This is a genomic window from Agaribacter flavus, assembly GCF_042646125.1.
GTDB classification, from domain to species: Bacteria; Pseudomonadota; Gammaproteobacteria; order Enterobacterales; family Alteromonadaceae; genus Glaciecola; species Glaciecola flavus.
On sequence record NZ_JBHRSW010000014.1, the window covers coordinates 91,250 to 105,839 of the forward strand.

The window sequence follows — 14,590 nt, forward strand, 5'->3', positions numbered from 1 at the left end:
TGCTGGATTGTAATTGTCAGTATATGGCTGTATCGAATACAAAATCGCGCGTAAATAGTTACCCTGAACTCTGGATAAGTAACTCCATCAAGCAGCGCCCTAAATCCTGCTATCTGCGTTGCTCAAGCTTTAAATAACTCATTATTCCTTCACTTGATCGCCTTGATATCGAGCTTTAGGTGGTCCCCACTGCATATTGGAATAAACAAATGAACTGTAAATTCATTAGTTTGCAGAATTGCTTATCCATAGTTAAGGTTAAATAGAGAAAACAATAGGATAAAAATAAGGTTGGGTGTTATGGAAGATATATTGAGTGATATAGGTAAAGGTTTTTTTAAGAGGAATTGGCTACATTCTTTCTGAACTATTCTTCTTTACTATTTGTTACTGGGTAGGCTGGCCTGTATGTAAATTGTTAACTATCGGTCGGTATCCCAGACAACAAAAATTTACCCTGTTAGAAGACAGGGAAGATTCAGGTTTTTGGTGTTCGTCGGTTGGGCTGATAGCCATCATCATGATTTTGCTGGTTTTATTAAACTTCTTTGGATTAAAGAATTTCTAAAAAATCACCTTATTAATAAATTTTATTACATATTTATGAATTTTCGTTGATCATTTTTATTTAAATGTTAATATTTAATTAACAAATAGGTGCTTTGTGTAACAAAGTGCTTTTTTGTTGATTAACTCATTGCACACACAATTAAAAATTAGAAGCGAGTATGTTTTCATGAAGTATCACATTCTAAGCGCAACATTATGCACACTTTTGTACACCACCGGCGCTTTGGCGCAAACTGTTGAACACTCATCTGGGAAATGTCTGAGAACAGCAAACAATTCTGCCTCTCCAGCAAATGGCACCAATGTTGTTTTAAGTGACAACTGTTCTGGTGGTGCTTCGCAGTTTTCTTGGACACCCGGTGGCAGTGTTAAACATGTCCCAACCAACAAGTGTATTCATCCAGGGGGAGCAACCATTCCATCAAATGGTACAGAGCTAGTACTATGGGATGGTTGCGATTTTGCTGATCGCGTCAGGTTTAACCGCACTGGTGGCGGCAGTTTACAACAAAAATCGAGTGGTAAATGTGTTCATCCATTTGGAGGTTCTGCCAACCCAGCTAATGGCACAAAACTGGTAATGTGGGACGGTTGTAACGAAACCCGATTAGCGTTTACACCAAATAGCTCGACCACTGATAACAGTGTGTCCAACGTATCAGGTGATTTAGTTGCTGCCAACGCTGCCCAACTTGTCAGTGCCATTGCGAGAGCGAATGCGGGTGATACAATCACCTTAACTGCTAATTTCTCTGCTTCACAATCAATCGTGGTTGATAAGCGTGTGGTAATTGAGGGAAATGGCAAGACAATAAACCACTCAGTACCAAGAACTGGTTCATTTGCTGAGTACACACCAGCATTTATTGTTGCCGCAAGCAATGTAATAATTCGAAATTTATCTGTAGTAGGGGACAACCGCAACGGCCTTAACACTTTGATTGAATTAAACAATCAGGGCAGTACTCGCTCAAATAATCTTACTGTTTACAATGTAACTTTACAAAATGCGACCGCTGGCATTCGTAACCGAGGTATTATTCCATCAAACCTCGTCATAGAAAATTCTACCTTTAGAAATTTAAACAAGGCTGTTGACTTAACTAGAGATGCTTTGCTATCTAACTTCACTCGCGTATCAACAAATCTATTTGATGCGAAGGGTGACCGTTTATTTTGGCAACAGGCTGGTAGTTTGAGAATACGCAACAACAGTTTCTATGTTGATGCGGGTCAAGCACCCATGCAAGTCGGAATACAAATCGACGGTGGTAACGACGGGTACAATCCTAATGTTAGTGAAGCACCAGGTTTTCCTAATAATACTTTTGCAGCTCGTGGAAACAACGATAACCTTATTATCAAATTTAATAATGGTATGATCGAGAATAACCATGGTCGCTTGAGTCGCGATCCTATTAGAGCGTCTGAATTTCCAATTGCGGTTGCTAAGGTGGCGAGTGTAACCATTGAAGATAACTTCGTTGAAACGGTTGGATCAACAAATGACCAATTTGATTTTTCAAGTGGTATTAACGTCGAGCATATGTCAAGAGACGTAACGATTGTTGATAATGCGATTGCGGTCAATCGTGTGGTGAATGGTGCTCAAAACAACCAAGGCGTTAGTATTCTGCCCTATCAAGATCACGGCAGCCAAGCGGAAAGTGAAGAAGGATCTATCAATATTAAGGTGCTTAACAATGCGTTTTATGGCAGTGGTAAAAGCGGCATATTTGGTTTTTCATTCAGAAACCTAGAAATTGATGGAAATAACTTTAACAATTTCACAGGATCTCGTCCTGGTGTGGCCACAATTAACTTGTTCAATACAGACGACAACCGTAACGGTGTACTTGATGCAAATGAAAGGGCGACATTAACCGGTGGTTTTACTAATTTTGGCGCGACGAGTAACTTAGGAGCTAGCGGATTGATTGAAGCAACAATTTTCAACACAGACGATCCTTCGGATTTACCACCTGACCAACGTCACAATTAATGATAGACTGTTTGTATATTTAGCATAGTTTTAATCCCTGTATCTTTGGTCAGGGATTTTTTTTGTGTGTAAAACAAAAGATCTAATCTTAGCGAACAATTAAATTCCGTGCTCTTGAGTAACGAAGCTGTATATTAAGTGTTATTGTTATCAAACATACAGACCCTAGCTGGCAACTAGGCTACAGAAGCGCCAACGCTTGCCATTAAATCACCAGAAAGATATGGCGAAATATATTTACTAAAGCGCGCAAAGTCGATATTGCCGCCAGAAAGCACAACCCCTACACGCTTGCCTTTCATTTTAGCTTGTTCTGCAATCAAGCCTGCGAGCGATACAGCACCAGCACCCTCACTTAAATTGTGTGTCGTTTTAAAATACAAATACATGGCCTGCGTGATTTGTTGCTCAGTTACCGTTATCACTCGACTTGCACCACCTTTGATAATCTCAAACGCTTCAGGTAGCGGTGTGCGAGTGGCAACGCCGTCAGCCAAGGTGTCTGCTTCTTGATCAAGAATAATCTCACCCGCGTTGAATGATTTAGAAAACGCAGGTGCTCCTTCAGCCACAACACCAATAATTTCGGTCTTTATTCCTAGTAAATCACGGGTTTTTATGAGACCACAAATACCGGATCCCATACCTATTGGCACATAAACAAGATCTAAATCTTTTACTGCTTGCAAGAATTCAAGCGCGTATGTCGCTACACCAATCACCAACTCAGGCGCAAATGGCGCTATAAGCTGATACCCACTGCTCTTCAGCAACGTAGCGCTATACTGGCGTGCCGCTTCGAAATCTCTGCCATGGATAACTAAATTAGCGCCGAAACCTTTTATGGCCGTATTTTGATCATTACTATTGCCTTCGGGAACAACAATTGTCACAGGGATGCCAGTTTTTTGACCAGCAAAAGACAAGCTTTGTCCGTGATTCCCGCGTGTTGCCGACAAAATACCTGTTGGTCTAACAGCTCGCTGCTCCAACTGATTCATCAAGTAAATACCACCACGCACTTTAAAAGCACCAGTCGGGGTGTGGTTTTCATGTTTTACCCAAACATCACAGTCCATCTGCTTTGATAATTGCGGCCAGTTGTATTGCGGCGTTGGTGGCATAATTTGATAAATAACATCAGCAGCGTGATTGATATCTGAAAGATTAAACATAACAGTCTCATTGTTTTGGGATGCTTAAAAACTTGACAAAAAGCTTATAATCCTAAATTGTATGGTGCAACAATTATATTGTATGGCGAACAATAAAATCTGGGTACCTAATCTTGAAGAAGTGCTCTTAGCGAGTACTCCACCAAAACCTCTTTACCAGCAAATAGTCGATGCTATGGCGCATGATATCGCCAGTGGCAAGCTCGCTATTGGCGAAAAGTTACCACCTCAACGCAGGCTTGCATGGCATTTAGGTATTAATCTAAGTACGGTGACTAAAGCATTTCGCCAAGCTGCAAAACAGCAATTAATCTCTGGTGAAGTGGGTCGCGGAACCTATGTACTAGGCCAAAGCGCTGAAGCTGAGTTGTTTTTATTAAACCAGTCGGCTGAAAAAAACGTGATCGACTTAAGTACCCACCAACCAGCACAGTTGCTCGACATTGACGGCAAAGATAATGCATTAGAGCTAGCAATCGCCAAATTAAGTGAACAAACCAGTGGATTAAGCGAGTACCTAAATTACCAATCCCCAAGTTTTGTGGCAGAGCTAAAAATTGCTGGGGCAAAGTGGCTATCGGGATTAGGTTATAAAATTAGTTCACAACACTGTTTGATCACCAATACGGCGCAAAATGCGCTGATGATAAGCCTAATGGCATGTTGCCAAAAAGATGAAGTAGTATTGGTAAACGAGCTAACATTCCCCGGAATGAAAGCGCTCGCCAAACAAATGGGTATAAAGCTTTACGGTGTAAAAAGCGATCATTTAGGCTTAGTACCAGAAGCACTGGCACTCGCTATTCGCAGCACAGGGGCGAAAGTGATGGTGTCTGATCCGCTTTATCAAAACCCAACGGCCGCGTCGATGAATGACAGACGTATGAATGATATCAAAGCTATTATTCGAGATGAAAAGCTATTGTTTATTGAAGAATATGTGATTGGTACGCTTTCTGGCAGGGCGCCTATTTCCGCGGATATTCAGTCGCAATCTATTGTTATTTCGAGTTTTGCAAAAGCGATATCACCAGGCATTCGATTTGCAGTTATTGCTGGTAAACACGCTGTATTCAATCAAATTAGTCAACAAAGCCATGCTACCAGTTGGCAACTTAGCCCACTCACCGCAGCGATTGCAAAACTTTGGATTGACGATGGTACAGCGTATCATCGAACTAAGGCACAGCAGCGAGAGATTGCAATGCGATTTAGGCTATTTGCGAAGGCCTTTCCCAAACATGTAAAAACTCATAAGGTAAATGTCGAACCGTTACATACGAACAAGTTCAAGGACAATGTTCAAAACGCAGAAGGTGAAAATATAGCGCATGGAATACCGATTTGCTCACATGTTTGGCTTCAGGTGAGCCGAGACGCTGATTTCGTCGCAGATCAACTGAAGAAACAAGGTGTACGGGTTGTGCCAGCAAGTGTTTTCGCAGTGAGCCACAAATTTCCCAATGCTATTCGAGTGAGCTTAACCGCGGCGAAAAGTCATGAAGAATTAGTGCGAGCACTCAATATAATCAAGCAATCTGGCTTTATCAAAAGTGGATGAGCTTAATTAACCTGAACTCGGGATAAGCAACTCCGTCCAGCAGCGCCCTATCTGCGTTGCTCAAGCTTGAAATAACTCGTTATTCCTTCACTTGAGCGCCTTGATATCGAGCTTTAGGTCACTACTGGATAGTGTATTAAACAAATAAACAATAACTTCAATAGTTTGCAGAATTGCTTATCCCGAGTTCAGGTTAATTGTCTTTTCATCAATACAGTATTCGCTTTTTGTTGCGAGTAGCATTGATCAAACTTCGTCGATGAAACGACAGGTGAAGAAAATAGTCAGTCCACAATTGAAGTTGCCGCATACAATAGACCCGAGTAAACGATCATTCAGATTAATCACAATGCACAAACACAGACCGCCATAACGCGATGTATTCATTCACAGCTTCTTTATACGCATTATGACTTAATTGAGTATGATGATTTATGTAGTTTGAAAGCAGGCTTGCTTCATCCCCTCGCTTCGCTAGTTTTTGGCTCAGTTCAGTCAGTAGAGGGTTCAATTGATAGTGATAGTGGTTAAGTTGACTTAGCGTTGATTGTATTTTTTCCGCAAAAAAGTGCCGGAAGATATTTCTCATAATACTGATGGCTTCTCTATCTTGCCTGGTTTTGCACTGATTCGTATCCAAATAAGTTTGTAAACTTGGCTTCATTTGTTGAAGATACTGCGTGACCAGTTTTTGACTGCGCCACATGCGAGCAAAAATTCTACTGTCCTGTAATGTTTTCAAATGCGTTTCTAGTTTGTATGTATCGTCAGCAACTAGAATGTATCGTAGCGCTTGTTTTGCAGCGTGAAGTTGGTCTTTGTCGTTACCTGCAATAAAGTCAGGAGTGACAGCAAAGGCATTGTATACTTCTTGGCTTTGCGTAATCATGTTTGCCCAAACTAAGGGGAGTTCTCCTTGTTTGAGCTCTAGCCATTCGGATAATTTTGGTGTCATTTTATGATTTGCAGGAAGTAATTTCAGGCAGGACTGAAGTTGAGCAATAAGCGCTTTTTCGTATGCATACCTAGTAGATGGCAGTTGCGTTTTTCCTAATGCCGTATTTCGTTCTGCAACGGTTTTATTTAGTTGGCATTTTTCTAAGGCGTAAAACTCTCTCAAGTTTATTTGTAACTCTGTCACTTTGATCCGCATCGAAGACCTTTGAGGAGGATTCAAGTGTAAGTCAGCATTCAAGGGAATCTCATTAGTACCGATAAATGACACTACGCGGGTATGCAAGGCATGTAAATCTGATTTAATCTGTGTGTGCTGGTCACAACTACTCACTAAAAAGAGTAAAACACACCCACCCGTAACGCGTAGTAGTGCGCAAAGAAGAAAATGAGGATAGGTTTTGTTTGCATGTCGCTCAAGCATATCTGTATAATTTCGCGCTTAAAAAGTAGGTCGAAAGTCGCCCCAGCTAGTCGTATTTATTTACTTAGGCTGCGCGACCTTGTCGACTGTTAGTATACTAGGGTCTGTTGACCTTTGGTGTGCAGACCCTAATAAAAGTTCAATGTTGATCATAAATCATAATATCAAGTGGCGCATGGTAGGTGTCACCACTGAAAAGGAATAATATGCCCGTAATCACTCTCCCCGATGGTAGTCAGCGTAGTTTCGATAAAGCAGTCAGTGTGTTGGATGTTGCATCCGACATCGGCCCAGGCTTAGCAAAAGCAACAATTGCCGGTAAGGTAAATGGCGAATTAGTTGATGCCGTTGATTTAATAGAACAAGATGCCAATTTGCAAATAATCACTGCAAAAGATGACGCAGGATTGGAAATCATACGACACAGTTGTGCGCATTTAGTTGGGCATGCGATAAAGCAACTTTACCCAGATGTAAAAATGGCAATTGGACCGGTAATTGACAACGGTTTTTATTACGATGTTGATTTAGACAAACCGCTAAACCAAGAAGATTTAGACAACATAGAAAAACGCATGCTCGACTTGGCGAAAACCAGTTACTCGGTTGTCAAGCAGGTCGTTAGTTGGCAAGAAGCACGGGATACCTTTGAGTCTCGCGGTGAATCATACAAAATCCAGATTTTAGACGAGAATATCGAAAAAACCGATAAGCCTGGTCTATATCACCATGAAGAATACATTGATATGTGTCGTGGGCCGCATGTGCCCAATATGAAGTTTTGCCAACATTTCAAACTTATGAAAGTAGCCGGTGCATATTGGCGTGGTAACAGTGATAATAAAATGTTGCAACGTATTTATGGCACTGCTTGGGCAGACAAAAAGCAGCTTAAGGCCTACTTGAACCGTTTAGAAGAAGCCGAAAAACGCGATCATAGAAAAATTGGTAAAACCCTCGATTTGTTCCATTGGCAGGAAGAAGCGCCAGGTATGGTGTTTTGGCACAATGACGGTTGGACTATTTACACACAACTAGAACGCTTTATGCGTGAAAAGCTCCATGAATATGGTTATGACGAGGTCAAAGGGCCATTGATGATGGATCGCTCATTGTGGGAAAAGTCAGGTCACTGGGACAAATATGCTGAAAACATGTTTACCACTGAATCAGAAAAGCGAGAGTACGCCGTTAAACCTATGAATTGCCCAGGTCACGTGCAAATTTTTAATCAGGGTTTAAAGTCTTATCGCGATCTACCCTTGAAAATGGCGGAGTTTGGTTGTTGTCACCGCAATGAACCTTCTGGCGCCTTGCATGGACTGATGCGTGTACGCGGTTTTACTCAAGACGACGCACATGTTTTTTGTACAGAAGAGCAGATTTTGGATGAGGTGAGTGCATGTATCAAGATGGTCTATGATACTTACAGCACTTTTGGCTTTGAAAAAATCGCAGTTAAGTTATCTACTCGACCAGAAAAGCGGGTAGGCAGCGATGAGATTTGGGATCAATCAGAAAAAGCCTTAGCGGAAGCCCTCAAAGTTAATGATATTGAGTTTGAATACCAACCGGGAGAAGGCGCTTTTTATGGCCCAAAAATTGAGTTTACGCTCTACGACTGTTTAGATCGCGCATGGCAGTGCGGCACAATACAGTTAGATTTTTCGATGCCAGGGCGCTTGGGATCGACCTATGTGGATGAAGATGGCGAAAGAAAAGTGCCCGTTATGATCCACAGAGCGATTCTGGGATCGTTGGAGCGATTTATTGGTATTTTGACTGAAGAGTTTGCCGGTGCTTTTCCAACTTGGTTAGCTCCAACACAAGTCGTTATCGCGAATATCACTGATAGTCAAGCAGAGTACGTAGCGGGCATAGAATCAAGCTTGCGAGCAGCTGGCATTAGAGTAAAACGTGATGTCAGAAACGAAAAAATTGGCTTTAAGATACGTGAGCATACTTTGAAAAAAGTACCCTACATGTTGGTTGTCGGTGAAAAAGAGAAGGAATCCGGCGCGGTGGCTGTCCGCACGCGAAAAGGTAAAGACTTGGGTGTAATGAGTGTTGAAGAATTTAAAACACTACTTGTTGAAGATATAAATTCTAAAAAAATTCAATAGCACAATTAAATATAATCGGTATAATATTGCGGTTCGTGTAGCCAGCTGTACAAAATTTAGGCTTGGCTAGGCTGTTTTTTTAATGTTCTTGGAGGATTCGCGTATTAAAGGCGGGGCTAATAAAGCACAGGGCGATAAAGCCCGAATTAATGAAGAAATTACTGTTAATGAAGTTAGACTAATTGATGCAGATGGTGAACAGGCCGGTGTAGTATCGATTAGACAAGCGCTTGAAGCTGCAGAAGTTGCCGGGGTTGATTTAGTAGAAGTCAGTCCTAACGCAAATCCCCCAGTCTGTAAAATTATGGATTACGGGAAGTTCTTGTTCGAAAAGAGCAAGGCACAAAAAGAACAGAAGAAAAAACAAAAACAAATTCAGGTCAAGGAGATTAAATTTCGCCCTGGCACTGATGAAGGCGATTACCAGGTAAAACTGCGCAACCTGCGTCGCTTTCTTGAAGGCGGTGATAAAGCCAAGGTCACGATTAGATTTCGTGGTCGAGAAATGGCTCACCAAGACATCGGTATTGACTTGCTTACTCGTGTAAAAGACGATTTGCAAGATATTGCCCAAGTCGAATCGTTCCCCAATAGGGTAGAAGGTCGACAAATGATCATGGTGCTCGCCCCAACTAAGAAGTAGTAGTGGTCTAAAGTATTTGCGTCTGCACAACGTAAATCACCTTGCTGCAAATATTAACAACTAATAAGTCTGCAACTATTAGTTATTTTAACAATGCGGAGTTTTAGCAATGCCTAAAATGAAATCTGTTAGTGGAGCGCAAAAGCGTTTCCGCAAGACTGGCTCTGGTCGATTCAAGAGTAAACAGTCTCACTTGCGTCACATTTTGACCAAGAAGAGTACTAAGCGTAAACGCCACCTACGTGGTAAGAAGTTGGTTCATGATAATGATACCGCGCTTATCCAACGTATGTTGCCGTACGTATAACCTGTACTTAAGGAGACTAAACAATGGCTAGAGTAAAACGCGGCACTATTGCCCGCGCACGTCATAAAAAAGTATTAAAACAAGCTAAAGGTTACTACGGAGCCCGTAGTCGTGTATATCGCGTTGCTGTGCAAGCAGTAACTAAAGCAGGTCAGTATGCATATCGTGACCGTCGTCAGCGTAAGCGTCAATTCCGCCAACTTTGGATTGCACGTATTAACGCGGCTGCGCGTCAAAATGGTATCAGCTACTCTCGTTTCATCAACGGTTTGAAAAAAGCGTCTGTTGAAATCGATCGTAAGATCCTTGCTGACATCGCAGTACATGACAAATCAGCATTCACTGCACTGGCAGAGGCTGCAAAAGGCGCGTTAGCATAAGCTGACGTATTATTAATAGTTTAAGCTCTTTAAAAAAAGCGAACGGGATGTTCGCTTTTTTTTTGCCCGCAAAAACAATTAACTAAAATACTAAAAATAAGTGTAAAATGAGCGGTTTGTATAAGGCGTTGCTACATCGAAGCCTTAAGAACTTAGTAATGCAAGTTATCTGTAATCTTTCAGAGAGCCTATAAAAGAGGAAAATATGGAGCTCGATGCTATAAAAAATGAAGCTCAATTAGCGATTGAGGAAGCCAACACTCCTGAAGAACTTGATGCGGTTCGTGTCAACTTTATGGGTAAAAAAGGTAAAATCACCGACCAAATGAAAGGTCTGGGCGCACTGTCTGCAGAAGAGAGGCCAAAGGCTGGTCAAGCAATAAACGCAGTAAAGCAAGCAGTACAAGGCTTAATTAACGATAAGTTAGCTACTTTAAAAACAGCAGAACTCAATGCAAAATTAGCGGAAGAAGCGGTTGATATTTCCTTGCCGGGGCGGCGATTAGATGCGGGGAACTTGCACCCGGTTAGTCGCACTATTGAACGCATAGAAGCATATTTCTCTGATTTAGGCTTTCAGGTAAAATCTGGGCCAGAAGTAGAGGATGGCTTTCATAATTTTGATGCCCTGAATATCCCTAAAAATCACCCTGCGAGAGCGGATCACGATACCTTTTATTTTAGTCCTGATGTGATGCTGCGTACACAAACTTCTGGTGTACAAATACGTACAATGGAAGTCGAGAAGCCACCACTTCGTATTATATCTCCTGGACGTGTTTACCGTAATGACTATGACCAAACACACACACCAATGTTTCATCAGGTCGAAGGTTTAATGGTTGACACCAAGGTAAGTTTTGCTGAATTAAAGGGGATTTTGCATGACTTTCTGCACAACTTTTTTGAAGAAGATTTAACCATTCGCTTTAGACCCTCTTATTTTCCGTTTACCGAGCCCTCTGCCGAGGTAGACGTAATGGGTAAAAATGGTAAATGGTTAGAAGTATTGGGTTGCGGAATGGTACACCCAAATGTATTGCGTGCAGTCAACATTGATCCAGAAAAATACACTGGTTTTGCCTTTGGTATGGGAGTGGAGCGTCTTACCATGCTTAGATATGGTGTTAATGACTTACGCGCATTTTTCGAAAATGATATTCGATTCCTCAAGCAGTTTAAGTAAGCAGAGAAAAAGATGAAATTTAGTGAATCCTGGTTAAGAGAGTGGGTAAACCCAGCACTAGACACAAATGCATTGTGCGAACAATTGAGTATGGCCGGACTGGAAGTGGACGGTGTTGAAGCGGTAGCAGGCGACTTTTCTGGTGTCGTAGTCGGTGAGGTTGTAGCGTGTGTGCAACATCCAGATGCTGATAAATTACAGGTAACAAAAGTCAATGTTGGGGACGATGAACTATTGGATATCGTTTGTGGGGCTCCAAATTGCCGAGAAGGCCTCAAAGTGGCAGTTGCAAAAGTTGGTGCTGTTTTGCCCGGTAACTTTAAAATCAAAAAAGCGAAGCTGCGAGGACAAGCATCTTTTGGCATGCTTTGTAGTTTTTCTGAATTGGGCATGGGCGAAGATCACTCAGGCATCATTGAGTTGCCTGCAGATGCGCCAGTTGGTCAAGATATTCGAAATTATTTGTCTTTAGAAGACAGCATGATAGAAATTGACTTAACACCTAATCGCGCGGATTGTTTGGGAATAAAAGGCGTTGCCCGAGAATTGGGAGTGTTAAATCAACTAGACGTCAATCAACCCGAAAGTGAAACGGTGACGAATGAAGGCAATGGGACAAGAGCCGTTGTGCTGGATGTGCCATCAGCTTGTCCGCGCTACTTGGGACGCTTGATAGAAGGTGTAGATTTAAGTAAAAAAAGTCCTCTATGGTTGGTAGAAAAACTGCGTAGAAGTGGTATTCGCAGTATTGATCCCGTTGTGGACGTGACCAACTATGTATTGTTAGAGCTTGGGCATCCAATGCACGCTTTTGACAACGATAGTTTGAAAGGTGACATACATGTGCGTATGGCGGAAGACGGCGAAAAACTGGTACTTCTGGATGAGAATGAAGTCACTATCAATACCGATACACTAGTCATTGCTGATGAAGAAAAACCCCTCGCTTTAGCTGGCATATTTGGTGGTTTAGCCTCTGGTGTCAGCGCGAGTACAACAAATATATTTTTAGAATCAGCTTTTTTTGCGCCAGAAGCGATATTAGGTAAGTCTAGACAATATGGTTTGCATACTGATGCTTCACACCGCTACGAGCGCGGCGTTGATTTTGCGCTACAAAATGAAGCGATGGCGCGTGCCACTGCTCTTTTAGTCAGTATTGTAGGCGGCACCGTACACAATGTTGTAGAAGCAGTATCTAGTGACAACTTACCTGTCAGACAAAAAATAAGCCTGCGAAAATCCCGTTTGGACAGAGTGATTGGCACGTCTTTAGCCGCGGAGCGAGTAACAGATATTTTAGACAGATTGGGACTCTCTCCGGTGTTTGCAGAAGATGTATGGCAAGTTAATGCACCAACGTACCGCTTTGATATTGCAATTGAAGAAGACCTGATTGAAGAAGTAGCACGTATATACGGTTACAATAATATTCCCTCACAAGCTCCGCTTGCCAGTTTAAAAATGATACCCCAGCGGGAGTCAAATGTGCCTTTACAAGGTATCAAGAGTATTTTGTTGCAGGCTGGCTTTAATGAAGCAATCACTTATTCGTTTGTTGACCCTAAAAAGCAAACACTGCTATATCCTGAGTTAGATGCAAAACAACTACCGCATCCAATCTCTGCCGATATGTCAGCAATGCGTGTGAGCATATTGCCTGGTTTACTCCAAGCCTTGTCTTACAATCAAAAACGTCAACAGGCTAATCTGCGCTTATTTGAAACTGGCTTAGTCTTTATACCCAATCAAGACGAAAAAACTGGCCTTGATCAATATCCAGTTATTGCAGGTGTAGTTGCGGGTAATACCCATCCTGAGCATTGGTCAATAGCGAACAAAGCCGTTGACTTTTTTGATGTTAAAGGCGTTGTTGAAAACATACTCGCATCAGTGTGTGGTGATAAAGACTTCACTTTTGAACGCGCCAGCGGCACTACATTTCATCCTGGTCAAGGGGCGGATATTCTCTTGGATGATGTCAAAGTCGGCTACTGTGGCGCTATACATCCGCAACTGCATAAGCCTTTAGGCTTAAGTGGAGCAGTTTTCGCCTTTGAATTAAACTTAAGTGCAATTTCTGAGCGAAAATTACCGTGGGCTGATAGAATTTCAAAGTTCCCGATGAATAGGCGTGACATCGCAATTACACTTAAAGAGCAGGTAGAAACGGGTAAACTACTAAAAAGTATAAAAAAAATTGGCATATCGAATTTAGTTGACATAAACTTATTTGACGTGTACCAAGGTAAAGGCATTGCAGAGGGTCATAAAAGCCTCGCAGTATCTTTATGGTTACAAAGCAAAGAACGCACTCTCGAAGATGAAGAAATTCAGAAAGCGGTCGATAAGGTTGTTAGTCATCTAGAGGAACACTTCGGTGCAACATTGAGAGAATAGTCAATATGGCATTAACCAAAGCGGATATGGCAGAACATCTGTTTGATAAATTAGGCGTGAATAAAAAAGACGCGAAGGACTTGGTAGAGATATTCTTTGAAGAAATCAAAGAATGCCTAGAGTCTGGTGAACAGGTGAAACTTTCTGGGTTCGGAAATTTTGATTTGCGCACAAAAAATGAGCGCCCAGGGCGCAACCCTAAAACAGGTGAAGACATTCCAATAAAAGCAAGGCGTGTTGTCACTTTTAGGCCTGGTCAAAAACTCAAATCCCGAGTGGAAAATATCCCAAGGAAAGATGCCTAGCACGCATGTCATGTAGTAGTACTTGGTTTATCTTAAAAATGCTAAAGCGCACGTGTATCATGTGCGTTTTTTTTACCTTGTGTGCTTGTTCAAAACCTAGCTCTGAAGCAGATATTCACAAAACTTCACAGACACCACCGACGCCGTTGTTGAGCCTCTCTGAGCTTTTGTCAGCCGATGATGTACGCGATAGTTTAATGCAAGCTAGCAAACTTAAGGATACTGAGGCCTTAAAAATCTGGCAAAGCCGTTTACTCTCTGCTGCGGACGAAGTCAATTTACTCCCATCAGAACGGCGCTTGATTGAAGGGCCACAAGGTCTAATATTCTTAGAATTTCAAGGCATGAAATTTAACTATCAACTTGATTTTGATAAAGCTTTCTTCAACTTTGATGATGTAAATTCCGTATTTAAACAATATCCAGCCTTTGAATCCTTGCATGAGCAAGGAAGAGTGTTGATAAGCAAGCGTGACGCATTAATTGCTAAATCTGCAGAAGAATTAAAGAAAAAAGGTTTTAAAGGTGATGCATTATCTGAAGCCAAGCTTCAGTGGCAA

At 41.8% G+C, this 14,590-nt stretch carries 12 protein-coding genes; 10 read left to right on the forward strand and 2 right to left on the reverse strand.

Annotated features, from left to right (window positions below):
* The first annotated feature begins 736 nt into the window (after positions 1–736).
* Entirely contained in the window at positions 737–2,572 is a 1,836-nt protein-coding gene (locus ACFOHL_RS08265) for a ricin-type beta-trefoil lectin domain protein (protein WP_376919751.1), read from the forward strand.
* A gap of 176 nt (positions 2,573–2,748) precedes the next feature.
* Here the strand turns inward: ACFOHL_RS08265 and ACFOHL_RS08270 are convergent, their stop codons facing one another.
* Positions 2,749–3,747, reverse strand: a complete 999-nt coding sequence (locus ACFOHL_RS08270) for a threonine dehydratase (protein ID WP_376919752.1) — start codon at positions 3,745–3,747, stop codon at positions 2,749–2,751.
* 82 nt (positions 3,748–3,829) lie between these two features.
* On the opposite strand from ACFOHL_RS08270, the gene ACFOHL_RS08275 reads away from it, so the two are divergent.
* Complete coding sequence (locus ACFOHL_RS08275; RefSeq protein ID WP_376919753.1) at positions 3,830–5,308, forward strand: aminotransferase-like domain-containing protein; 1,479 nt, start codon at positions 3,830–3,832, stop codon at positions 5,306–5,308.
* Positions 5,309–5,648: 340 nt separating this feature from the next.
* Here ACFOHL_RS08275 and ACFOHL_RS08280 read toward each other — a convergent pair whose 3' ends face one another.
* Positions 5,649–6,596 (reverse strand): DUF3080 family protein, encoded by a 948-nt coding sequence (locus tag ACFOHL_RS08280; protein ID WP_376919754.1) that lies wholly within the window; start codon positions 6,594–6,596, stop codon positions 5,649–5,651.
* Positions 6,597–6,892: 296 nt separating this feature from the next.
* Here ACFOHL_RS08280 and thrS point away from each other — a divergent pair, with 296 nt between their 5' ends.
* From thrS to ACFOHL_RS08320, 8 genes are all read left to right on the forward strand, one after another.
* Positions 6,893–8,809, forward strand: coding sequence for a threonine--tRNA ligase (thrS, locus tag ACFOHL_RS08285; RefSeq protein ID WP_376919755.1), 1,917 nt, complete (start codon positions 6,893–6,895; stop codon positions 8,807–8,809).
* Positions 8,810–8,891: 82 nt separating this feature from the next.
* Complete coding sequence (gene infC / locus ACFOHL_RS08290) at positions 8,892–9,452, forward strand: translation initiation factor IF-3 (RefSeq protein ID WP_376919756.1); 561 nt, start codon at positions 8,892–8,894, stop codon at positions 9,450–9,452.
* A gap of 109 nt (positions 9,453–9,561) precedes the next feature.
* Positions 9,562–9,759 carry a 50S ribosomal protein L35 gene (gene rpmI / locus ACFOHL_RS08295; protein WP_376919757.1) on the forward strand — a complete coding sequence of 66 codons (198 nt, stop codon included), beginning with the start codon at positions 9,562–9,564 and terminating at the stop codon, positions 9,757–9,759.
* A 23-nt stretch (positions 9,760–9,782) separates the two neighbouring features.
* Positions 9,783–10,139 (forward strand): 50S ribosomal protein L20, encoded by a 357-nt coding sequence (rplT, locus tag ACFOHL_RS08300; protein WP_376919758.1) that lies wholly within the window; start codon positions 9,783–9,785, stop codon positions 10,137–10,139.
* 205 nt (positions 10,140–10,344) lie between these two features.
* Positions 10,345–11,325, forward strand: a complete 981-nt coding sequence (pheS, locus tag ACFOHL_RS08305; RefSeq protein ID WP_376919759.1) for a phenylalanine--tRNA ligase subunit alpha — start codon at positions 10,345–10,347, stop codon at positions 11,323–11,325.
* A 12-nt stretch (positions 11,326–11,337) separates the two neighbouring features.
* Entirely contained in the window at positions 11,338–13,725 is a 2,388-nt protein-coding gene (pheT, locus tag ACFOHL_RS08310) for a phenylalanine--tRNA ligase subunit beta (protein ID WP_376919760.1), read from the forward strand.
* Between the two features lie 5 nt (positions 13,726–13,730).
* On the forward strand, positions 13,731–14,030 hold the full coding sequence (locus ACFOHL_RS08315; RefSeq protein ID WP_376919761.1) for an integration host factor subunit alpha: 300 nt from the start codon (positions 13,731–13,733) through the stop codon (positions 14,028–14,030).
* Positions 14,031–14,089: 59 nt separating this feature from the next.
* On the forward strand, positions 14,090–14,590 hold a 501-nt coding region (locus tag ACFOHL_RS08320; protein WP_376919762.1), incomplete at its 3' end, for a hypothetical protein.

Bases quoted from the DNA above. Each gene is read 5' to 3' on its own strand.
- pheT (WP_376919760.1), top strand. From the start codon at position 11,338: ATGAAATTTAGTGAATCCTGGTTAAGAGAGTGGGTAAACCCAGCACTA.
- infC (WP_376919756.1), top strand. From the start codon at position 8,892: ATGTTCTTGGAGGATTCGCGTATTAAAGGCGGGGCTAATAAAGCACAG.
- ACFOHL_RS08275 (WP_376919753.1), top strand. From the start codon at position 3,830: ATGGCGAACAATAAAATCTGGGTACCTAATCTTGAAGAAGTGCTCTTA.
- ACFOHL_RS08315 (WP_376919761.1), top strand. From the start codon at position 13,731: ATGGCATTAACCAAAGCGGATATGGCAGAACATCTGTTTGATAAATTA.
- ACFOHL_RS08270 (WP_376919752.1), bottom strand. From the start codon at position 3,747: ATGTTTAATCTTTCAGATATCAATCACGCTGCTGATGTTATTTATCAA.
- rplT (WP_376919758.1), top strand. From the start codon at position 9,783: ATGGCTAGAGTAAAACGCGGCACTATTGCCCGCGCACGTCATAAAAAA.
- thrS (WP_376919755.1), top strand. From the start codon at position 6,893: ATGCCCGTAATCACTCTCCCCGATGGTAGTCAGCGTAGTTTCGATAAA.
- ACFOHL_RS08265 (WP_376919751.1), top strand. From the start codon at position 737: ATGAAGTATCACATTCTAAGCGCAACATTATGCACACTTTTGTACACC.
- rpmI (WP_376919757.1), top strand. From the start codon at position 9,562: ATGCCTAAAATGAAATCTGTTAGTGGAGCGCAAAAGCGTTTCCGCAAG.
- pheS (WP_376919759.1), top strand. From the start codon at position 10,345: ATGGAGCTCGATGCTATAAAAAATGAAGCTCAATTAGCGATTGAGGAA.